The sequence below is a fragment of the Ensifer sp. EB106-05-01-XG146 genome, assembly GCF_058791875.1.
Genome location: NZ_JBYTDX010000002.1, coordinates 997,634 through 1,019,445, shown reverse-complemented (window position 1 = coordinate 1,019,445; position 21,812 = coordinate 997,634). Strand labels below are relative to the sequence as shown.

Genomic DNA, 21,812 nt, shown 5'->3' with positions numbered 1-21,812 from the left:
CCGGAGATCGACCGAACCGCGACTCTTCCGCAATTGAGGCACCGAGTTCGTGTCTGGGCTCCCAACAGGGACAAGCCTACCTGTTGGCGATGTCTCGCATGTGCACTCCGCACGGCCTTCAACACACCGCTCCCAGCAAGCGCGATCAAGCGTCTAGCCGAAGACGGGGACGGCGCAGGATTTCGGTTTTGCGTCCGGCCGTGTGTTCTCGCGCCGCCATCGCCACGGCGTCCCATTGGGAGAGGATATGCTCGGCGTCGTAGCGCCTGACATTGGCTTCGGCGTTGGCCGCGAGACGGGCGCGCTGGGTCTCGTCGCCCATCAGGTTGGAGAGGGCTTCGGCCAGGGCGTTGATGTCGCCGTTTTCGACGAGGATGCCGTCCTCGCCGTTGGCAATCATGTCGGTCGGGCCCCATTCGCAGGCGAAAGAGACGACGGGGAGGCCTGCGGCCATCGCTTCAAGCAGGGCGATGCCCCAGCCCTCGTAGCGGGATGACAGGACGAAGAGGTCGGCGGTTTCGACCCAGAGACCGGGTTTTGCGGTGAGGCCGGGCATTTCCACCCGGTCGGCCAATCCGAGCGCGTTGCGCTGGGCTTCCAGCGCCTTTCTCGCCTTGCCTTCGCCCCAGATGACGAGCTTCCATTCGGGGTGGTCGCTGGCCACCTTGGCAAAGGCTTCGAGCAGCAGATCGAAGCCCTTTTGCTCAGTCAGGCGCCCGACGGCGGTGAGCACATTGTTGCCGCGCTTCTTTTGCCAGCCGTCGGGCAGATTGATCGCATTGGCGATCACCCGGCCGGAGCGGCGCACATTCGGCCGGAAATAGTCCAGCGCGCCCTTGGTCATGGTCACCAGCGCAAAGGCGCGCGGGTAGAGACGAAGCTGCAGCCATTTCCAGAAGGGGCCGAAGGGCTGCACCGCCGGGTTGTTGCGCTCGGACACGATCACCGGGAGCCTGAGGCCTCGTGTTGCGAGCAGCGTCAACACGTTCGTGCGCGTCAGGAAGCTCAGCACGAAGTCGGGACGGGTGCGGCTGATCGTGGAGCGCAGTCGGTAGAGCCGCCTTGCCACCAGCCAGGCGGCCCGCAGCTTACCAGCCTTCTGAACCGGCACGTCGAGCCGCTCGATGGTGACGCGCGGATCGAGCCTGTAATAGGGTTCGGAGGTCGGCGCTTCGAGCGTAATCACCGTGACGGTGCAGCCGAGGCGGGCCCAGTGGCTGGCAACGAGACTGACGACGTGCTCGGTGCCGCCGGCGCCGAGTGCAGAAACAATGATAGTTATGCGCGCGTTGGCGAGGTCGGCCACTCCGATTCCTTGCACTTTCGCTGCTCTCAGCTCATCGAATTATATTACCGGTTCCTTAAAGTCGGCGCAATCCGCTCTTTCGAGGCATGCAGGCTGATTCTATCGCAGCTAGGGTAGAAGCTCTGGTTGTCGTAACGCCCAAAATCGCCGGCCTGTTGCACAGAAAGAGCGGATTGACCTGGTAGCACAGCGCCCGCTATTGCACAGTCAGCGCCGCCCGCGTAGTTCGAAATTCGCCAGAAGCGCGATGTAGAGAAAAGCCCATCCGTGAAACAGGGCTGTGCAGTAGATGACGTCGTACCTAACATTGGTCCAGACAGTCCCGATCTGGTCGCCATGCTCAATCAGGCCATGACTGAGGAAATCGACGCCCGCGTTGATCGCTCCGGCCCCGAGCGACAGGGCGGAGCCGAGCAAAAGCTTGAAGACGATGGACTGGTCACGGAAGAGAAAGAGCACCGCCGCCATCGCGTAGGACATGAGTGTTCCGCTCAGCATTAGGATGAGCGTCATCGGCAAGATCGCTGTCGGGTCGTATCCGAGTGAAGCCCACAGCGTGTTGCTGATGACGAACTGCATCAACTGGTAAAGGAACCCAAGGAAGAGCGTTGCCCGTCGCAGGCTTGCGGTATACTCTGCCCCTCTAGGTGAGACCGTGCCATTTTCTCGCGCCATGTGGGTATTATCATGCAAGTCCATACGGTTGTCGACTGCCGCTTGTCCGCGAAATCAAGCCGTTTGTAGAAAGCCGAATTCTCGCTTTCTGCGGGCGAAGGAGGTCTGCTCTGTCGATGAGCCGGACTTGAGCTGTCCGGAGATACCTTCAAGATGTGCTTCGCCGGATTACGGAGAAGTACGAGAGATCGCGATCTTTGGTCGGCGGGCAGATCTTCGCGCGAGTAACTGTCCGGCAGCCCTGCTCCGTTACCACAATCTGGCGCGCGCCTTGGACATAGGAAGTTTGCGACCAGAACTGTCTTCGTAGCGGAGTTCGACGGTGGATGCAGTCGATAAGTGGTCCCACCAAACATCGCTAGACTGAGCGTTCGGGCATGGCGACGCCTCGCGCGTCGCCTTTTTACAAACCCTTCACGTGTCTTGAAATGATGTCGCGCAGCGCGGTAAAATGAGATAGACCTAATATATCGTAGCGCTGGTATCAGTTTGATCCATGAGACCTGACATTGTGGCAATTGGTGCGCCTGCTGGCGGGGTAGAAGGCGTCACTGATCTCGTTGGGCGACTGCCGGAAAACCTGTCGGCGGCCGTCCTAGTGGTTCTTCACCGGTCTCCATTCCCCCATAGCTATCTGCCAGAGACTTTGAGGCGGGTGGCCCACTTGCGTGTTGTTGTTCCAATAGAGGGAGATCCCCTTGAGACAGGGGCTTGCTTCGTCGGACCGCCGGACAAGCTGCTGACAGTCGGGCCTGGACCCCGGACGCGCCTCCTCGCTGACGGATATTATCGAGGGTTCACAATAGATGCGCTCTTTAAGTCACTCGCCCATAGCGTCGGAAGACGCGTAATTGGTGTAACCCTTACAGGACTGTTGAAGGATGGATGGTCGGGACTGAAGGCGATTAAGGAGGCTGGCGGCACGGTGGTAGTGGAGGAGCCTAAAGAGACCAACATCCCGGAAATCAACTTTAGTGCGTTTAAGAGCGAAATCGATTTCACTGGAGCGGTTCCCGCAATTGCTGATTTTATTTGCGAACGGGTACGATCGGGCCGAGGAAGCCCACGTGAGTTGTGAAGTAGATTCGCATAGATCAGATTGAGAGCATTAAGGATGGAGGCATCGCGACGGATGCGGAACCGCGCATCGATATCGGCGCCTTGCGCCGCGCGATCGAGCAGTGTCACTGATGGAGCACGGCATCGAGAAGTTTGGCCGCCTCGTCGACCAGAATGTTGCTCAAGGCCATTATCTGAGCGGCCTCGTCGAGGCAGAGCCCCAACTCGAACTCGTGGCGCCGACCAACATCAACATCGTCTGCTTCCGTTACCATCCGGAGGAAATGACGGCTGAGCGATTGAAGGCAGTGAACACGGAAATCATGCTGCGGCTTCAGGACGAGGGGACCGCCGTCATCTCCGACACGACGGTACACGGCGAGCATTGCCTGCGCGTGGCAGTCAACAATCACCGGACGCGACGGGAGGACCTGGACCTGTTTGTGCGCGAAGTTGTGAGACTCGGACGGGAGATTGTCGCAGGCGGCGGCATCGGCTGACACATAGTTCTGCGAGGCGCCAAGCGTCACCGGGTTGCGGCCGGTTCTTGCGCCGGCAGGGTTTCTGGCGCCGGCGTGGCTTGGAGCACGCGAACCATCTCAGCGATCGCGGCTTCCCGCTGCGGATCCTTGCCGGCCGCATAGGCAAGCGGAAAGGCCATCTGCACATCCGGCGCGATGCCCACCCCCTCGAGCCTTAGCTCGTCGCCGATGACCGCATCCGAAACCGCCACTTCCAAGAGGCTGTCGTCCGGTAGCACATAGGCACGGCCGGCAAGCAGAGCACCGGCCGTCCGCTCGCCGACGAGCGTGATCCCGTGTTGCCGCAGCGTGTAGGCAAAGAGTTCGAGGCCGCTGCGGGTTCCGTTGTCGATCAGCGCGACCACAGGCTTTTGCCAGCGGAAATTGGCAAGCGTGGCTTCGCCCCGGCGTGGAATCAGCCGGAACGTCGGCGTACCACCGACCAGAAACTCGGCTGCGTCTGCCGGCCCGCCGCCCCAGCGGCCGCGCAAGTCGACGACGAGGCCTTCCGCATCCTTCAAGCGGCCGCTCGAAAGCGCCTCGGCGACGAGATTGAGCCCGTTTCGCGTGGAAAGGGTCCAGAGCCGCACATAGCCGACCTTCCGGCCGCCGGTCTCGATGAGCGCGACACTTTCTTCGATCGCGTGCTCAAACATTTGAAGTGGTCGTAAGCTTTCGACCGGAACCTGCAGCGACAATGGCTCCGCATCGCGGTGGCGGCGGAGCCGAAGTTCGACCGTGCGGCCGACCTTGTCTTCGAAGGATCCGATCTCATGATAAGCCTGCCCGTCGACCGAAAGGATCTGGTCGCCAACGAGGAGGCCCGCCTTCTTTGCAGCCGATCCGTCATAAACATCGCTGACGAACCGCTGCCCATTCTTAACCGTCGTCACCATGCCGATGCCGGGATAGCGCGCGGCGCCATCCGGCGGAAAAAGACGCCGCATATCGTCACGGATGGCGAAGCGAAAAATGTCGGCGAGCTCGAAATAGTCGATCGTGTCGGCTTTGAAACGTCCGGTATGGGAAACCCCGAGACTTGCAAGGACGGACGCGATCGCCGCATCGACGCGGGAAGACGCACTCGTCCTGGATAGTGCCGCCACGGGATCCGTGATCTCAGCCTGGGCGGTGGTATTGAAACGGTCGAGCGCCTTGCCGTCATAGAAGTTCGCGTTCACGAGTTCGATCACCCGGTCGAATGTCGGCTCGCCGGAGCGTGGCAGCTCCGCGGCCCACGCCATAGCGGCCGTCGACATGACGAGGCTGGCGATCAACGCTGTACAACTTAGTCTCGGCCGCATGGTCGTTGCTCCGGTTTCGCGCCGCCGATTATCGACAAAAGCGCGCGCACCTGCCGGCAAAATCGCGTGATCACGCCGTGATCCCCGCCCGGCACCCCGATCTGCCGAACCCACTGCGGCCAAACCTTTCAGGTTCGTGTCAGGTTAGGGTGGCTTGTGTGGTGCATCGATCGCTCCGGGGACAGAGGCGATTGCCCTCTCCTTTGGCGTGCTCCGGAAAAGAAAGGAAAGTGCGAATGGTTGGCAAGGCCCCGCATCTACACGTGCACGACAACAGCCACCGCCGGGACGAGGTTTTCGCCGCACCGGACCAGAATGTCGGCGACTTCGCCTTCAATGCAACCGTGGCCGCCGTCTTCGACGACATGGTCAGCCGATCGGTTCCCTACTACGGCGAAATCCAGCGGATGGTTTGCGAACTCGCCAGCGACTTTGCCGAAGCCGATACCAACCTCTACGACATCGGTTGCTCGACCGCGACGACGCTGCTCGGGCTCGACGCCATGGTTGATCCCGCCGTGCGCTTCGTCGGCATCGACAACGCACCCGACATGATCGAGAAGGCGAAGGAAAAGATCGGCCAGGCAAATTCCAACCGGGCGATTGATCTCAGGGGCGGCGACCTGCACCACGGCATCGAAATCCACAATGCCAGCGTCGTCCTGATGCTTCTGACCTTGCAGTTCGTGCGCCCCCTCTACCGCGAGCGCGTCATGCGCTCGATCTATGACGGCCTCAACGAGCGCGGCGCTGTGCTGCTCGTCGAGAAGCTGACCAGCGAGGACTCGACGTTCAACCGCTTGTTCATCGAGCACTACTACGACTACAAGCGCCGCAACGGCTATTCCGAGATCGAGATCGCCAGGAAGCGCGAGGCGCTTGAAAACGTCCTCATTCCGTACCGCCTGGAGGAAAATTTCCAGCTGCTGAAGGAAGTGGGTTTCCGCAGCGTCGAGGTCTTTTTCCGCTGGTATAATTTCTGCGGCATTGTCGCGATCAAGTAGGACGGACCGACCATGATCGCGATCGGCAATTTTCTCTTCCGCTTCCGCAACCAGCTTTTTCCCACGATCATCGTGGTGTTGTTCCTGCTGATGCCGCCGCCGGCATTGGTCTTGGACAACCCGCTGCTGACGCTGGCCAAGGATGCGGTCGCGATCCTCGTCATTCTGGCCGGTCTGGCGCTTCGCGCGACGGTCGTCGGCTATAAGTACATCCAGCGTGGCGGCCTGAAAAAGAGGGTCTACGCCAAGGACCTGGCAACCAAGGGCATGTTCGGCGTTTGCCGGAACCCGCTCTATGTCGGCAACATGCTGCTCTACTGCGGCGTTTTCCTGCTACACGGCAACCCGCTGCTCATCGTGATCGGCATCGGGCTCTTTGCCTTCATGTACCAATGCATTGTCTATGCGGAGGAGGCTTTTCTGCTTCGCACCTTCGGCGAAGCCTATCAGGTCTATTGCCGTGACGTGCCGCGCTGGGCGCTGCGCCTTTCAAACTTCAGCCAATCCACGGAAGGCATGGCGTTCAACATCAGACGTGTCGTCGGCAAGGACTATTCCACCGTCTCGGCGGCCATGATCGCGGTGCTCGCAACGGAGATGTACAAGCTCGCGACCTACGAGCCATCAGGCCGGAATGTTGGCGTGCTGGCCGTACTTGGCGGCGCGATGGCTCTGGTCGGGATCGCGACGGCGGTGATCAGCTACAAGAAGAGGCGCGGGGCCTTTCGCGATCCCGTCGCCTCCTGAAATCCTCCCATTTTTTGGCCCCGTATGCGGCGGCCGAGACGGGCGGCCTCACCGCATTTCGCCGCTTGGGCGCTCAAGGACTTGACGGCCATCCCCGATCGACCCTAGGCAAGGACGAACAAGTGTCCGGTGATATCTTGAGAGTCCTACTAGTCGAAGACGATCAGGTTCTGGGGGAGGCGCTGCGCGACCATGGCGCCGCCGCCGGCCACGCGGTCGATTGGTTCAAGCGCATCCTCGATGCGGTGGCGGCGACCGATACGGTAACCTACGGACTGATCCTGCTCGATCTGCGATTGCCCGATGGCGAAGGGCTGACGCTCCTGCGCTCTCTCCGCGCAAGCGGCGACGGCACGCCCGTAATCATTCTGACAGCGCACGACCAGATATCCGACCGGATCGAGGGGCTCAACAGCGGGGCGGACGACTATCTGGTCAAGCCCTTCGATCTCAATGAACTGACGGCCCGCATGCTGGCCGTTTCCAGGCGCTATACGGGCAACGCGACGCCGACGGTCAAGCTGCCCGGCATCGAGATCGACCAGGTTCACCGCAAGATCGCCGTTAATGGCGACAGCCAGAGCCTGAGCGCTCGGGAATGGGCCGTTTTGGACAAGCTGGCCGCGCATCCCGGCGCCCTCGTGTCGAAGGCGCAGTTGCACGATGCGCTTTACGCCTTCGGTGCCGAGATCGAAAGCAATACAGTCGAGGTCTATATCAGCCGCCTGCGCAAGAAGATCGGAGCTGACCGGATCGAGACCGTGCGCGGCCTCGGCTACTGCCTCAGGTGATCGCATGTCCGACAAGAGGAGCATGACCCGCAGACTGGCCATTGCGCTCACCAGCGTCGTCGCCCTCTTTTGGTTTGTTGCGCTCGGGCTTGGCGTCTATGTGATGCAGGACGAGTTCACCGAAATCTTCGACAGCGGCGTGCAGGAAACCGCCGAACGATTGTTGCAGATCGTGGCTAACGAGACAACGAGGGACGCGCCCAGTGGCTTGGCCCAGGCGTCGGTTGTGGCGCCCGCGCTCAATTCGCAATTCCTTACCTACCAGGTGCGCGACCGCGACGGCCGCGTGCTGTTTGACGACGGCGCGCCGGAGCCCTTCGCGGTTCCCCTTGCGACCGGCTTCTCGCAGACCCCCACCCATCGGATCTACACGGCCAGAACGACTGACGGATCACTCTATGTGCAAGTTGCCGATGCGATCGAACATCGCACAGAAGCGCTCATGGAAGGCGGAACGGCGCTGCTTTTGCCGCTGCTCGTGCTGATACCGGGCAGCATCCTTGCGATCGTCTTCGTCGTTCGCAGCACGCTGTCGCCCGTGTCGCAGCTGCGCGACGATATCCTGACCAAGGACAGCGGTAATCTGGCGCCGATCGACGAGGCGACGCTGCCGCGCGAACTGCGGGCGATCGCGCGTTCCGTGAACCTGCTTCTGGCGCGGCTGAAGGCGGGCCTAGAGGCGGAGAGGGAATTCACCTCGAACAGCGCCCATGAGCTGCGGACCCCGATTGCCGGTGCGCTCGCGCAGACCCAACGGCTGGCGCGCGAGGTGCCGCCGCCATACCAACCGCGAACCGCCCAGATTGAACGTGCGCTCGTGCATCTGAGCCGGCTTGCCGAGAAGTTGCTGCAGATGTCGCGCGCCGAAGCGGAGATTGCCATTTCGGACGAGCAGCACGATCTGCTGCCGGTGTTGATGGTCGTGATGCAGGATCTGGAGCGATCCGCGCTCGGCGCCAACCGCCTGAACGTTCAGGTCGCCAAGGGCACCGTACTTGAACGGCCGATCCGCGTGGACGCCTTTGCGATCGTCTTGCGCAATCTTCTTGAAAACGCCCTGATCCACAGTCCGCCGGGCAGCCGGGTCGATCTCCATGTTGACCCAATGGGTATCCGCGTCACGAACGAAAGCGCTGTTGTCGCCGAGGACGTCCGCGCCAACCTGACCAAGCGCTTCGTCCGCGGGCCGACCGAGGCCTCCGGTTCCGGGCTCGGGCTTGCCATCGTTGAGCGGCTGGTCGCGCAGATGCAGGGCCAATTGCTCATCGCTTCGCCGGCGCGCGGCAAGACGCAGGGGTTTGAGGTCGAAGTCCGCCTTTGACGGCTGCAGGACCGGTCAATCCGGTCGCGTTTCCGTCCCTCGCAATCAAGGTCACGCGAGGAAAGGACGAACAAGCGGGACGCCTGTAACTGCGCCCCGCCTGCCTCTGGATCTTACTGCTGGTCGAGCGCGCGGCTGAGGCTCAGCGCCGCGATCGTGCAGATCGCACCCGAAATCAGGTAGCCGCCGATGAAGATGATGCCAAAGCTGCTGGCAAGCCCGAGTGCCACGAGCGGCGCGAAAGCGGCGCCGACGAGCCAGGCGAGGTCCGACGTCAGGGCGGCACCCGTGTAGCGATAGTACTGGGTGAAGCGCGAGGAGACGGCGCCCGAGGACTGGCCGAAGGAAAGGCCAAGGATGGCGAAGCCGATCAGGATGTAAGCGTCCTGGCCCTTGCCGCCGGCATCGAGCAGGAAGGGGGCCGAGAAGCTGAAGATCGCGATCAGGATCGCGCCGATCATCAGCTGGTTGCGGCGACCGACCCGGTCGGCAATTACGCCCGAAAGCACGATGCCGATGGCGCCGACGACGGCACCGGCGACCTGCACCCACAGGAATTCAGCCGCCGACTGGCCGCCATTGAGCGTCACCCAACTCAAGGGGAAGATGGTGACGAGGTGGAACATCGCGAAGCTTGCGAGCGGCACGAAGGCGCCGAGCACGACGTCGATGCTGTGCTTGCTCAGCATCTCGAAGACCGGCCGCGCCTCAAGCTCCTTGGCTTCCATGGCGGCGCCGAATTCCTTGCTGGCGACGATGCGCAGGCGCGCGAAAAGCGCCACGACGTTGATCGCAAAGGCGACGAAGAACGGATAGCGCCAACCCCAGGCGAGGAAATCTTCCTGCGAAAGGTTGCTGACGAAATAACCGAAGAGGATGCTCGCAAGCGCAAAGCCGATCGGCGCGCCGAGCTGCGGGATCATCGCGTACCAGCCGCGGTGATTCTGCGGCGCATTGAGGTTCAGCAGCGATGCGAGGCCGTCCCAGGCGCCGCCGAGCGCAAAGCCCTGGCCCAGCCGGAACAGCGCCAATAGCGCCACCGCCCAATATCCGATCGTGTCATAGCCGGGCAGGAAGGCGATTGACGCCGTCGAGCCACCGAGAATGACGAGCGCGATCGTCAGCTTCGTGCCGCGCCCGTAGTTGCGGTCGACCCACATGAAGACGAAGGAGCCGACCGGGCGGGCGAGGAAAGCGAGCGGGAACAGCGCGAAGGACATGAGCGTCGCGGTGACCGCATTGGGCGCGAACGGGAAAATCAGCTTCGGAAAAACGAGGATCGAGCCGAGGCCGTAGACGAAGAAGTCGAAGAATTCCGAGGTTCGTCCAATGACCACGCCGATGGCGATGCTGCCCGGGGACAGAGGCTTGTCGTCCTCGTGAATGCGACGTGCATCCCGCTCGAGACCAGACGATGTTGGGTTAGCGACCGAAACCATGAATTTCTCCGACGATCGAACGTCTTGTCGTTAGAGTGTTGACCAATTGGCGTCTGATATCAAGAATGCCGTGCACGTACCTGCGCACATGCCTCATTCGAGTTCGTGCCTAACGTTCGCTGGAACAGCCGGCATCGAACCGACAATATGCCTTTGCGCCCGTACAAACGCGCATAGAGCGATACGGTCGTCACTGCACTGCGGCAAAATGTTGCGCTGCGACGATGGACCTCACTTCCATGCCCGATCATGCCCGAGTAATGCCGACTAGACAAAACGCAAGTTGAGGCCGCAATGCCGAAGCCATACAGTTTAGCCGGACGATCGACGATTGCCGTCCTGTTGCTCTCCGTTCTCTCGGGATGCAACATGGTGGTCATGTCGCCTTCCGGTGATATCGCCGCGCAGCAGCGGGATCTGATCGTTATTTCGACGGTCCTGATGCTGTTGATCATCGTTCCCGTCCTTTTCCTGACGCTGTTTTTTGCCTGGCGCTATCGCCAGTCGAACACGGCCGCCAAGTATGATCCGGAATGGCACCATTCCACCGGCCTCGAAGTCATCATCTGGTCGGCTCCGCTCGCGATCATCATCGCGCTCGGCGCGATCACCTGGGTCAGCACCCACAAGCTCGACCCCTATCGACCGCTCGATCGGATCGATGCGGCGCGCCCGGTGACCGAAGAGACGAAGCCGATCACGGTCGAAGTCGTCGCGCTCGACTGGAAATGGCTGTTCTTCTATCCGGAATACGGTATTGCCACGGTCAACGAGATGGCGGCGCCGGTCGACGTGCCGATCAACTTCAAGATCACTGCCTCGTCGGTGATGAACTCGTTCTACGTTCCGGCGCTCGCCGGCATGATCTATGCCATGCCCGGCATGCAGACCAAGCTGCACGCCGTCATCAACAAGGCAGGCGAATACGAGGGCCTTTCGTCCAACTACAGCGGCGACGGCTTCTCGCACATGCGCTTCAAGTTCCACGGCGTGGACCAGGCGGGCTTTGACGCCTGGGTTGCCCGCGTCAAGCAGAACGGCACGATGCTCAATCGCGACGCCTACCTGAAGCTCGAAAAGCCGAGCGTGAAGGAGCCGGTGCGCTACTACGCTTCCGTCGAAAACGGCCTCTATGAAGCCGTTCTCAACATGTGCGTGCGCGAAGGCCAGATGTGCATGAAGGATATGATGCACATCGACATGATGGGCGGAGCCGGCGTCGAAAGCCATGAGAACCGCGCCAAACTCGAGCATGACAACCGCCATACGGGCGGAGTGACCGAAGCGGCCGCACCGGCCGCGACCTTCCCCGAAACCGGTAACCCCGCCAAGAGCGAGGAACCGGCCGAGGGCGTCAAGGAAGAGCGGCCCGCGGCTGAGCCCATGAACCACGACATCCACAAGACGCACTAGGACTTTCGCGCGCTCGCCGGCCTTGATCCAGCGAGCGCCAGGGCCCTTCGGGCCGCAATTCGAGACATATTGGAAGACCCATGTTTGGTGACACCAGCCTCACGCAATTCATCTTCGGGCGGCTTACCTGGGAAGCGATCCCATACCACGAGCCGATCCTTGTCGTGACCTTCGCAGCCGTGGCCGTCGGCGGCCTGGCGATCCTCGCGCTGATCACGAAGTACAAGCTCTGGGGCTATCTCTGGAACGAGTGGTTCACGTCGGTCGATCACAAGAAGATCGGCATCATGTACATCATCCTGGCGATCGTGATGCTTTTGCGCGGATTTGCCGACGCGATCATGATGCGCATACAGCAGGCGATCGCCTTCAACGGCAACGAAGGCTATCTCAACCCGCACCACTACGACCAGATCTTCACTGCCCACGGCGTGATCATGATCTTCTTCGTGGCGATGCCCTTCGTCACCGGTTTCATGAACTATGTCGTGCCGCTGCAGATCGGCGCGCGCGACGTCTCGTTCCCCTTCCTCAACAATTTCTCGTTCTGGATGACGACGGGCGGTGCGGTCATCATCATGATGTCGCTGTTCGTCGGTGAATTCGCGCGCACCGGTTGGCTCGCCTATCCGCCGCTCTCGGGTGCAGACTACAGTCCCGGCGTCGGCGTCGACTATTACATATGGGGCCTACAGGTGGCGGGCGTCGGGACGACCTTATCCGGCATCAACCTGATCGCCACGATCGTGAAGATGCGCGCTCCGGGCATGACCTTCATGAAGATGCCGGTCTTCACCTGGACGTCGCTGTGCACCAACATCCTCATCGTCGCGACCTTCCCGATCCTGACGGCGACGCTTGCGCTGTTGTCGCTCGACCGCTACCTCGGCTTCAACTTCTTCACCAATGACCTTGGTGGCAATCCGATGATGTACATCAACCTCATCTGGATCTGGGGCCACCCGGAAGTCTACATTCTCGTACTGCCGGCCTTCGGCATCTTCTCCGAAGTCGTCGCGACCTTCTGCGGCAAGCGCCTGTTCGGTTATACGTCGATGGTCTACGCCACCTGCGTGATCATGATCCTCTCCTACCTGGTGTGGCTGCATCACTTCTTCACCATGGGTTCGGGTGCTTCGGTGAACGCCTTCTTTGGCATCACCACGATGATCATCTCGATCCCGACCGGGGCGAAGATGTTCAATTGGCTCTTCACCATGTATCGCGGCCGTATCCGCTACGAACTGCCGATGCTGTGGACGATCGGTTTCATGGTGACCTTCGTCATCGGCGGCATGACCGGCGTCATGCTGGCGATCCCGCCGGCCGACTTCGTGCTGCACAACTCGCTGTTCCTGATTGCCCACTTCCACAACGTCATCATCGGCGGTGTGCTGTTCGGGCTGATGGCCGGCCTTGTCTACTGGTGGCCGAAGGCCTTCGGCTACAAGCTCGATCCCTTCTGGGGCAAGATGAGCTTCTGGTTCTGGCAGATCGGCTTCTTCTTCGCCTTCATGCCGCTCTACGTGCTCGGCCTGATGGGCGTCACCCGGCGTGTCAGCCAGTTCGAGGATCCCTCGCTGCAGATCTGGTTCATCATCGCCGCCTTCGGTGCGGTCCTGATTGCCATCGGCATCGCGTCCTTCATCATCCAGCTTGTCGTCAGCTTCCTGCGTCGCGACCAACTGCGTGAAACCTCAGGCGATGCCTGGGACGGCCGCACGCTCGAGTGGTCGACCTCGTCGCCGCCGCCGGACTACAACTTCGCCTTCACGCCCGTCGTTCACGACCATGACAGCTGGTACGACATGAAGAACCGGGGTTACGAGCGTCCGCTCGAAGGCTTCAAGCCGATCCACATGCCGAAGAACACCGGCACTGGCATCATTCTATCCGGCATCAGCGTCGTGCTCGCCTTCGCGTTGATCTGGTACATCTGGTGGCTGGCGGCGATATCCTTCATCGCCCTGATTGCGGTCTCCATCGGCCATACCTTCAACTACAACCGTGATTTCTTCATTCCCGCGGAAACCGTCGCGGCGACCGAAGACGCACGCTCGAAACTGCTTGCGGAACGGATCTGAAACGATGAGCCAAACCCAAGTCCAAGAAACAGAAAAGCCGCAGTTCTACCTCAAGGAAGAGCACCACCCGGAGCACAGCACTATGCTGGGCTTCTGGCTCTACCTGATGAGCGACTGCCTGATCTTCGCCGTTCTCTTCGCCACGCACGGTGTGGTCGGGCGCAACTACGCGGCAGGTCCCGCACCAGCCGACCTGTTCGACCTCAACCTGATCGCCATCAACACGGCGATGCTGTTGTTCTCGTCAATCACCTACGGCTTTGCCATGCTTCAGATGGAGCGCAACGCCAAGATGGAGACGCTGTTCTGGCTCGGCGTCACCGGCGTGTTCGGAGCGATCTTCCTCGCGCTCGAGCTCTATGAGTTCTACCACATGATCCACGAGGGTGCCGGTCCGACGCGTTCGGCCTTCCTGTCCTCGTTCTTCACGCTGGTCGGCACGCACGGGCTGCACGTCACTTTCGGCATCATCTGGCTGGTCACGCTGATGGTGCAGGTCAAAAAACATGGCTTGAACCCGGAAAACCGCCGCCGCCTGATGTGCCTCTCCATGTTCTGGCACTTCCTCGACGTCATTTGGATCGGCGTCTTCTCCTTCGTCTATCTGTTGGGAGTACTCGGATGAGTTCGCAGCATCCTGGCCACGAAAGCGCGTTCGAGCCTCACCACGCGCACAGCCATCCGGGCGACGCTGCCGGGCATGGTTCGCTCAAGAGCTACATGACGGGCTTCATCCTGTCGGCGATCCTGACGGCGATCCCGTTCTGGCTGGTCATGAGCGGCGCGCTCGACAGCAAGTTGCTGACCGCCGTGCTCGTCATGGGTATCGGCGTCGTCCAGATCGTCGTGCACGTCATCTACTTCCTGCACATGAACGCCCGTTCGGAAGGTGGCTGGACGCTGATGGCGCTGATCTTCACTATCATCATCGTCGGTATTGCGCTCGCCGGCTCGCTCTGGGTCATGCATCATCTCAATACGAACATGATGCCGATGACCCACGAGATGATGAAGAACATGCCCTGATCAGGGGCGGGTAGACGCGAACATGACCGGCGGCCGCGACGTCAAAGGGGAGGGTGCGAAAGCATCCTCTCGCGCCAGGTTCCTTCTGACCGGCGCGCTCCTGTTTCTTTGCGCCATCTTCGTGGCGCTCGGGACCTGGCAGATCCAGCGGCTGTTCTGGAAGCTTGACCTGATCGCTCGCGTCGATGCGCGCGTGCACGCTGACGCCGTCCCGGCCCCGTCGCGACCGGACTGGGGCGGCATCACCCGAGAGAACGACGAATACCTTCGCGTCACGGCAACGGGTACCTTTAGCCACGACAAGTCGGTTCTGGTGCAGGCCGTAACCGAGCGGGGCGCCGGGTTCTGGGTCTTGACGCCGATGCGCCGCGGAGACGGCACGACGGTTCTCGTCAATCGCGGCTTCGTGCCCGCTGACCGGCGCGATCGGACTGCCCGCGCCGAAGGCGAAACGCCTGGGACCACCGGGATCACCGGGCTCTTGCGCATCAGCGAACCCGTCGGCGCCTTTCTTCGCTCCAACGATCCGGCTGGCGATCGCTGGTTTTCCCGCGATGTCGCGGCAATCGCGGCAGCACAAGAGCTGACGGATGTCGCGCCCTATTTCATCGACGCGGACGCGACGCCAAACCCAGGTGGCCTACCGATCGGCGGTCTCACAGTCGTCAGCTTCCGCAACAGCCATCTTGTCTACGCGCTGACCTGGTTCGCGCTGGCGGCCATGAGTGCCGGGGGCGCGTGGCTCGTCTACCGGCGGCGGGTCGCCTAAACGTCCAGGCCCATTGACCGGTCGTGTCAATGGGGCTTCCGTCAAACATTAAAGATGAGTAATAGAGGAAGGAATTAGCCGGAGGCGTCGCCTCGTCCCTAGAGCATTGGATACGCCTAGATGTCGTTTCAACCGCGGATGCAGAATAAGATTTCCGGGTTCAAGGTGATCGGCGGGCTCCACCGGCGGGAATGGAACGGGATCATCGCCGACGTCTGGGACGTCGAATGTGAGGCGAGGGCAGGTGGCCACTATCTCTCGGATGATCCGCGCATGTTCATCGTGCTCGACGCTGAAGGCGGTAGCCGTTGCAACGTCAGACTTTCGCCCGATGGGCGCGGCGCGGTCGAGAACGAGCGCCAGCAGGCGCTTTCCTATATCCCGGCGGGCATGGAAATCTGGGCGGACATGGTCGATGTCAGGCGTATCCGCCACCTCGACCTGCATTTCAATCTCGAGGTTCTCGGCCGACGGCTGGAGGAGGAGCTCGATGCGGGGCGATGCGACACGCCACGGCTGATGTTTTACGACGAACGCTTCCTGCAGCTTGCACAGCTGATCGCCGCCGAGTGCCTCAATCCGCAGCCCTTGCACGATCTCTACGGCGATGGCCTGACGGTCGCATTGTTCATCGACCTGATGAAGCTTAATCGCAGCGATGCCCGCAAACGCAGCGCGCTTGCCACCTGGCAACTCCGCCGGGCGGTCGAATACATCGACGAGAACTGGGGGCGCAACATCCGCCTGGAGGAGCTGGCGTCCCTTACCGGACTGTCGCAGTCGCACTTCAGCCACGCCTTCAAGGCGTCGACCGGCATGGCACCGCACCAGTGGCAGACCAATGCGCGGGTTGAAAGAGCCAAGCAACTGTTGCTGAAGAACGAGGCGTCGCTGACGACGGTTGCGGCCGAGACCGGCTTCTCCGACCAGGCGCACTTCACCCGGGTCTTCCGCAAGCTCGTGGGCGCGACGCCTGCGTCTTGGAAACGCAGCCGATTGAGCTGAGCAAGTTCCATCTTGAAGGGCGGTTGTTCGCATCAAATAGCCCAGAAACGTTCAATTTCCGCTGATCGCGACAAGAGCCACCGGAATAGTTGATATAAAGACTCACCTTATTAGAGGGTGTAAGCCGCGCCGCCTGTAAGGCACTGCGGTGGTTCGGGTGAGATGGCAGACAGATGATGGTAAGAGGTAAGGCAGTACGGCTGACGGAGTGGCTGGCAAGCGGGGTCGCCGCCATTGCGGTTCTGGCCACCGGCGCGGCAATGGCGCAGGATGCGCCGGCGACAAGGCTGGAAACGATCGAGGCGACCGGCGCGAGGACGGAGAACGACGCCACAGGTCCGGTCGACGGCTATGTCGCCAAGGCGACGACGACCGGCTCGAAATCCGCAACTCCGATCGCTGAGATCCCGCAGAGCGTTTCCGTCGTCGGACGCGAGGAGCTTGACGACCGCGGCGTCGTCAACAAGGTCGACGAAGCGCTGCGCTACACGCCGGGCGTGATGGCCGAGCCCTTCGGCGTCGATCCGGATACCGACTGGTTCTACATCCGCGGCTTCGACGCGACGCAAACCGGCGTGTTCCTCGACGGCCTCAACCTCTTCTCCTACGGCTTTGGCGGGTTCCAGATCGATCCCTTCATGCTGGAACGTGTCGAGGTGCTGAAAGGTCCGGCTTCGGTGCTTTATGGCGGCGCCAATCCGGGCGGGATCGTCAGCCTCATCAGCAAGCGGCCGACGGGGGAAACCTCCGCCTATGTCGAGACCGGCATCAACAACAACGGCAATGCCTTCCTCGGGATTGACGTGAACCGGCAGCTGGACGACGCAATCAACTATCGCGTCACCGGCAAGATCTCAGGTGGCGACAACTATGTGGACCATTCGGAGGATCTGCGCGGCTTCATCCTGCCGCAGATCACCTATCAGCCCGACGACGCGACCAGCTTGACCGTCTACGGCCTGCTGCAGGGCCTCGACCAGGTTCATACCGGTGGCGGCTTCCTGCCCTATGTCGGCTCGGTCGTCGATGCGCCCTTCGGCAAGATCGACCGCAAGGCCTTCTTTGGCGAGCCGGACATCGATACCGGAACTTATGCGCAGCAGAAGCTCGGCTACGAATTCAAGCACGAGTTCGACAGCGGCTGGCAGTTCAGTCAGAACCTTCGCTACGGCCATCTCTACAAGCACGAGAACGGGCCTTACACCTACGGCTACTACGATCCGAGCCTTCCTTTTCCGGTTTCGAACACGCCGGCGACCCCGGACAACCTGCTTTATCGCCTCGGCTTCGAGGCGACGTCGAAGGTCGATACGTTCGCCGTCGACAACCGGCTTGAAGGCGAGTTCGAGACGGGAACGCTGGAGCATACGCTGCTCGTCGGTCTCGACTACAAGTTCTTCCGGCTGGACCACGTCCAGGCGTCGTCGGCGGGAACGCCGATCAGCGCTACTGATCCGGTCTATGGCGCGCCGCAACCCGCGAACGCCATCTACATCAACCAGGTGATCACACAGCAGCAGATCGGCGTCTACGCGCAGGACCAGATCCGCTTTGGCGACGGCTGGCTCGTCACGCTCAACGGCCGTTACGACTATGTCGACACCAAGACCGACAACGGGCCGACCTTCTGGGCGCCGACCCAGAATTCGAGTTTCGACTACAGCGAAGGCGCGCTTAGCGGCCGCGCCGGCCTTGCCTATGAATTCGACAACGGCCTCACCCCTTACGTCAGCGCCGCGACCTTCTTCAATCCGGTCGTAGCGGTAACGGCGACCGGCAACACCAAGCCGGAAGAGGGTGAGCAGTTCGAGGCCGGGATCAAGTACGAACCGACCTTTTTTGATGGCGTGCTGACGGCGTCCATCTACCAGCTGACCAAGCGCAACGCTCTCGTCACCGATCCGCTGACCAGCATCTCGACCCAGACCGGCGAAGTGCGTTCCCGCGGCATCGAGTTCGAGGGCAAGGTCAATCTCGACGAAAGCTGGAAGCTGATTGCGGGCCTCGATTTCATGGATATCGAGGTGACCGAGGACGCAAACCGTGCGCTGATCGGCAAATCGCCCTATCTCGTCCCCGATACGCAGGCTTCGCTGTGGCTCGATTATACGGTGCAGCAGGGCGCGCTGGAAGGCCTCAGCCTCGGCGCCGGCGTGCGCTATCGCGGCGAGAGCTGGGCGGACAAGGAAAACACCGCGAAGGTGCCGGCGTCGACCGTCTTCGACGCAGCCCTGCGCTACGAGAAGGACGGCTGGGGCGCTGCCCTCAATGTCACCAACCTGTTCGACAAGAACTATGTCAGCGGCTGCAATGGCCTGCTTGTCTGCGGATATGGCGATGCACGCACCGTCACGTTGAAGCTCAGCAAGACTTGGTGAGATCGTTCGGCTGATCGGTGACCTGCAAAAGCAAACAGGGCGCTCGACCCTTGCCGGGGAGCGCCCTGTTTTTAACCCGGAGTGCCGCTATCGCACGCTAAAGGCGCCGACGGCTGAGAGCTCTCGAAACGGGTGGTGGCCTTTAAATGGAGAGGCCCGCCGCCGTTTCAAGAGCAAGAGCCTCCCTTGGAGCGAATTACTTCGCGCCGATTGCAGCAAGGCCTGCTGTCGCGCAGTTCGCGTCAACGTCTCCCGACGGCGCACCGCCGACACCGATGCCACCGACGAGCGCCTTGCCGAACTTGATCGGCACGCCGCCGGCCTGGATGACCATGCGTGCGTCCATGTCGCGGAGACCTTCATTGGCGGGCTTGGAAGCGATGAACTCACCGAGGCCAGCCGTATCGCGCCCCATGGCCGCCGAGGTGAAGGCCTTGCCCTGTGCGCTGTTTCCGGTGTGCGGACCGGCATTGTCGGCCTTCAGCAGCACCTTGGTCGAACCGTCACGTGCAACGACCGCGACGCTGACATTGTGGCCTTCGGCGGCGCATGCCTTCAGCGCTGCGTCGGCCGCCTTGACGGCCATGTCGAGCGGCAGGTAGGCGGCGGTCGGAAGCTCCTGGGCGGTGGCGGCAACGGGAGCGAGAAGAGCTGCTGCAAGCACGATATTGCGGATCATCAATGGGTTCCTTTCCTGTTGATATGGAAAGGTTATTGCGGAACGCCGTCCATCGATATTCGTAGCTCTTCCATCACCATCCGTAGTTCTACGGAGTTTGCGTCCCTTCGAGCCAGATGCGGGTCATCTCTGCCTGCGAGGTGCTGCCGAGCTTGGCGCCGATCGCTGCGCGATGGCTTTCCACCGTTCGCGGTGAGAGGCCGAGCCCCTCGGCGATCTGGCGGGTGGTGAAACCTGCAGCGATGCGATCGAGAACCTCGCGCTCACGCTGCGTGAGCGCTGCCAAGAGGGCAAGCGTTTCCGCTTTTTCCGCCCGTGCCTGCATCGTACGCATCAGTATCTCCTGCCCCTTGTGGATCGCGTCGATCAGGTCCTCTTCGTCGATGGGTTTCGAAAGGAAGTCGATGGCGCCGTTGCGGAAGGCCCGCCGACAGGCCTCGATATCGCCATGGCCGGAAATGACGATCATTGGCCAGTCCACGCCATTTTCGCGGAGCTTTTCCTGCAGCTTCAGCCCGGAGATGGCGGGCATGCGGATGTCGAGGATCAGACAACCCGGCTCAAGGCGCGACAATTGCCCGAGAAAAGCCTGCGGATCGGCGAAGGGGATGACTTTGATGCCGACCGTCGAGAGCAGCAGGCCGAGCGCGCGGCGGACCGCATCGTCGTCGTCGACGAGATAGACGGGAACGGTCATTGTGTCTCTTCCAGACGGGCTCGCGCCTTGGACAGTGTCACCCGGAAGGTGGCGCCCTCGTCGCCGGCCACCAATGTAATCTCGCCGCCGGCGCGTTCCACCAGGCGTTGGCTGAGCGCGAGGCCAAGTCCCGTGCCCCCCGCCCGCGTCGTCATGAACGGGGTGAAAAGGCGCGGGCGCAAGGCTTCGGGGATTCCCGGACCATTGTCGACGACATCGAAAACCACCATGGAGACTTCTTGCCTCAAGGTCACGACCACGCGGGGCGCTTCGCCTGCGTGACCGTCAAGCGCTTCCATCGCATTGCGCACCAGATTGAAGGCGACCTGCTCGATTTCGACCGGGTCGCCTGTCACGATCACCGGCGTTTCCGGCAGGTGGAACTCCAGCAGGATGCTGCGGGACCGGGCGTCCTGCTCCAGCAGCGCCTCGACATTGCCGAGCGCTCGGCGGAGGTCAAAGGCGCTCACAGGTACCGTATTTGGCTGCGACCAGTTGCGGAACCGCTCCAGAATACCGGAAGCCCGGCGCGCCTGACTGACGGTATCGTCGAGCACGGAGGCGAGGGCAGCGTGGTTCCCCTGGTTGAGCAGGCGGCGCCCGGCTTGAGCCTGCGCGAGGATTGCGGTCAAGGGTTGGGTCAACTCGTGGGCCATGCCGCTTGCCATCTCTCCAAGCGCATTGACCCGTGAGGCATGGCTAAGCCGCGAATCGAGCGCGCTCAGCCGTGCCTGCTGTTCCGCCGCGCGGGTTCGCGCCCGTTGGCGCAAGGCCGCCAAGCCTGCGAGATAGGCGAGCGTCAGGGCGACGAACGTCAGGCCAGTCTGTAGGGGCGGAAACATATCGGAGAGACCGATATCCATACCGGTTTCGAGCAAGAGAGGTTGTGACGCGCTGCTGAGCGGCCTGGAGAAGCGGATGGCATTGGGCAGCGTGGCCGGCTGAAGCAGACTGTGCCCATCGGGCAATGAAAGCCGGACGGCCGTGCTCGGTCGGGACCAGAAAGGCCCGCCATCGCCGATCAGCTTGCCGGCATCGATGGCGAGCATCAACCCGTACCGCGCCTCGTTCGTGTTGGGGCTGCGCTTGACCATCATGTAATGATCGGGGCGCTGCGGATGCGGCAGAAGCGTGATCCGGCCATCGGAGGCTTTGGCCGCCGCGCGTATTCCCTCGGCTGTCGCCGCATCGAGCGTCGCGGTCCCAATCGTCTCTGCTCCCGGCTCGATGGGGACCAGCTGGACTTCATCAATGCGCGGATAGAAGCGGGTAATCGTGCGCGCGACATCCAGGAAGAGATCGTGCCGGCGCCCTTCGGACGCAACCGCCACGGCCGAAAGCGCCGTCAAATGGGCATCGTGCTGATCGGCGCGCTGGGAGGCCAGCCCATGGAGCATGGTACTTTCCTGCTCCAGTTCGGCAACGAGGGACTGTCGCTCACGAGTGCCGAGAGCCACGGCCCCGACAAGCAGGAGGAGACACCAAAGGGCAGCAAGGAAGAGGGGCCGCTCAAGAAACGGACGGTTGTTCGGTAACATTGATCATTCTTGTCATTTGCAGGCTTTCTTGCACAGCCTTCCATTGCTGCTGTCTG

The 21,812-nt window shown here is 61.7% G+C and carries 21 protein-coding genes; 14 read left to right on the top strand and 7 right to left on the bottom strand.

Annotated features, from left to right (window positions below; translation table 11 throughout):
• Window positions 1–145: 145 nt before the first annotated feature.
• On the bottom strand, window positions 146–1,306 hold the full coding sequence (locus AC3WVQ_RS24795; RefSeq protein ID WP_342242762.1) for a glycosyltransferase family 4 protein: 1,161 nt from the start codon (window positions 1,304–1,306) through the stop codon (window positions 146–148).
• Between the two features lie 207 nt (window positions 1,307–1,513).
• Window positions 1,514–1,981: a hypothetical protein gene (locus AC3WVQ_RS24790; protein ID WP_342242763.1), complete on the bottom strand. Its 468-nt coding sequence runs from the start codon at window positions 1,979–1,981 to the stop codon at window positions 1,514–1,516.
• Between the two features lie 496 nt (window positions 1,982–2,477).
• Here AC3WVQ_RS24790 and AC3WVQ_RS24785 point away from each other — a divergent pair, with 496 nt between their 5' ends.
• Complete coding sequence (locus AC3WVQ_RS24785) at window positions 2,478–3,059, top strand: chemotaxis protein CheB (RefSeq protein WP_446718233.1); 582 nt, start codon at window positions 2,478–2,480, stop codon at window positions 3,057–3,059.
• A gap of 112 nt (window positions 3,060–3,171) precedes the next feature.
• A complete protein-coding gene (locus AC3WVQ_RS24780; protein ID WP_342242764.1) occupies window positions 3,172–3,540 on the top strand; it encodes a hypothetical protein in 369 nt (122 codons plus the stop codon).
• 26 nt (window positions 3,541–3,566) lie between these two features.
• Here the strand turns inward: AC3WVQ_RS24780 and AC3WVQ_RS24775 are convergent, their stop codons facing one another.
• Entirely contained in the window at window positions 3,567–4,865 is a 1,299-nt protein-coding gene (locus AC3WVQ_RS24775; protein ID WP_446718234.1) for a S41 family peptidase, read from the bottom strand.
• Window positions 4,866–5,101: 236 nt separating this feature from the next.
• On the opposite strand from AC3WVQ_RS24775, the gene cmoA reads away from it, so the two are divergent.
• The 4 genes from cmoA (at window position 5,102) to AC3WVQ_RS24755 (ending at window position 8,728) form a co-directional block, all read left to right on the top strand.
• Window positions 5,102–5,869 (top strand): carboxy-S-adenosyl-L-methionine synthase CmoA, encoded by a 768-nt coding sequence (cmoA, locus tag AC3WVQ_RS24770; protein WP_112983592.1) that lies wholly within the window; start codon window positions 5,102–5,104, stop codon window positions 5,867–5,869.
• Window positions 5,870–5,881: 12 nt separating this feature from the next.
• Window positions 5,882–6,616 (top strand): methyltransferase family protein, encoded by a 735-nt coding sequence (locus AC3WVQ_RS24765; RefSeq protein WP_492383102.1) that lies wholly within the window; start codon window positions 5,882–5,884, stop codon window positions 6,614–6,616.
• Window positions 6,617–6,753: 137 nt separating this feature from the next.
• Window positions 6,754–7,407 (top strand): response regulator transcription factor, encoded by a 654-nt coding sequence (locus AC3WVQ_RS24760; RefSeq protein WP_492383101.1) that lies wholly within the window; start codon window positions 6,754–6,756, stop codon window positions 7,405–7,407.
• Between the two features lie 4 nt (window positions 7,408–7,411).
• Window positions 7,412–8,728, top strand: a complete 1,317-nt coding sequence (locus AC3WVQ_RS24755; protein ID WP_342242767.1) for a sensor histidine kinase — start codon at window positions 7,412–7,414, stop codon at window positions 8,726–8,728.
• Between the two features lie 113 nt (window positions 8,729–8,841).
• Here the strand turns inward: AC3WVQ_RS24755 and AC3WVQ_RS24750 are convergent, their stop codons facing one another.
• Window positions 8,842–10,167, bottom strand: a complete 1,326-nt coding sequence (locus tag AC3WVQ_RS24750; RefSeq protein ID WP_034790732.1) for an MFS transporter — start codon at window positions 10,165–10,167, stop codon at window positions 8,842–8,844.
• 294 nt (window positions 10,168–10,461) lie between these two features.
• Between AC3WVQ_RS24750 and cyoA the strand changes: the two genes are divergently transcribed.
• From cyoA to AC3WVQ_RS24715, 7 genes are all read left to right on the top strand, one after another.
• The gene (gene cyoA / locus AC3WVQ_RS24745) at window positions 10,462–11,580 is read left to right on the top strand and encodes a ubiquinol oxidase subunit II (protein ID WP_492383100.1); all 1,119 of its coding nucleotides are present in this window, start codon (window positions 10,462–10,464) and stop codon (window positions 11,578–11,580) included.
• A gap of 80 nt (window positions 11,581–11,660) precedes the next feature.
• Complete coding sequence (cyoB, locus tag AC3WVQ_RS24740) at window positions 11,661–13,664, top strand: cytochrome o ubiquinol oxidase subunit I (RefSeq protein WP_089044826.1); 2,004 nt, start codon at window positions 11,661–11,663, stop codon at window positions 13,662–13,664.
• A gap of 4 nt (window positions 13,665–13,668) precedes the next feature.
• Window positions 13,669–14,289 (top strand): cytochrome o ubiquinol oxidase subunit III, encoded by a 621-nt coding sequence (gene cyoC, locus AC3WVQ_RS24735; RefSeq protein ID WP_492383099.1) that lies wholly within the window; start codon window positions 13,669–13,671, stop codon window positions 14,287–14,289.
• Window positions 14,286–14,690, top strand: a complete 405-nt coding sequence (gene cyoD / locus AC3WVQ_RS24730; protein WP_342242770.1) for a cytochrome o ubiquinol oxidase subunit IV — start codon at window positions 14,286–14,288, stop codon at window positions 14,688–14,690. The genes cyoC and cyoD overlap by 4 nt, the downstream gene beginning before the upstream one ends.
• A 22-nt stretch (window positions 14,691–14,712) precedes the next feature.
• Window positions 14,713–15,459, top strand: a complete 747-nt coding sequence (locus tag AC3WVQ_RS24725; protein WP_492383098.1) for an SURF1 family protein — start codon at window positions 14,713–14,715, stop codon at window positions 15,457–15,459.
• Between the two features lie 120 nt (window positions 15,460–15,579).
• The gene (locus tag AC3WVQ_RS24720) at window positions 15,580–16,464 is read left to right on the top strand and encodes a helix-turn-helix domain-containing protein (protein ID WP_342242772.1); all 885 of its coding nucleotides are present in this window, start codon (window positions 15,580–15,582) and stop codon (window positions 16,462–16,464) included.
• Between the two features lie 173 nt (window positions 16,465–16,637).
• Window positions 16,638–18,842, top strand: a complete 2,205-nt coding sequence (locus AC3WVQ_RS24715) for a TonB-dependent siderophore receptor (protein WP_492383097.1) — start codon at window positions 16,638–16,640, stop codon at window positions 18,840–18,842.
• 196 nt (window positions 18,843–19,038) lie between these two features.
• Here AC3WVQ_RS24715 and AC3WVQ_RS24710 read toward each other — a convergent pair whose 3' ends face one another.
• The 3 genes from AC3WVQ_RS24710 to AC3WVQ_RS24700 all read right to left on the bottom strand — a co-directional run bounded on the left by AC3WVQ_RS24710 (window position 19,039) and on the right by AC3WVQ_RS24700 (window position 21,615).
• Entirely contained in the window at window positions 19,039–19,521 is a 483-nt protein-coding gene (locus tag AC3WVQ_RS24710; protein WP_255380998.1) for a GlcG/HbpS family heme-binding protein, read from the bottom strand.
• 88 nt (window positions 19,522–19,609) lie between these two features.
• Window positions 19,610–20,218: a response regulator transcription factor gene (locus AC3WVQ_RS24705; protein WP_342242774.1), complete on the bottom strand. Its 609-nt coding sequence runs from the start codon at window positions 20,216–20,218 to the stop codon at window positions 19,610–19,612.
• The gene (locus tag AC3WVQ_RS24700) at window positions 20,215–21,615 is read right to left on the bottom strand and encodes a sensor histidine kinase (RefSeq protein WP_342242775.1); all 1,401 of its coding nucleotides are present in this window, start codon (window positions 21,613–21,615) and stop codon (window positions 20,215–20,217) included. The genes AC3WVQ_RS24705 and AC3WVQ_RS24700 overlap by 4 nt, the downstream gene beginning before the upstream one ends.
• Here AC3WVQ_RS24700 and AC3WVQ_RS24695 point away from each other — a divergent pair.
• On the top strand, window positions 21,607–21,753 hold the full coding sequence (locus AC3WVQ_RS24695; protein WP_492383096.1) for a hypothetical protein: 147 nt from the start codon (window positions 21,607–21,609) through the stop codon (window positions 21,751–21,753). The two genes, AC3WVQ_RS24700 and AC3WVQ_RS24695, sit on opposite strands and share 9 nt — an antisense overlap.
• Window positions 21,754–21,812: the final 59 nt, after the last annotated feature.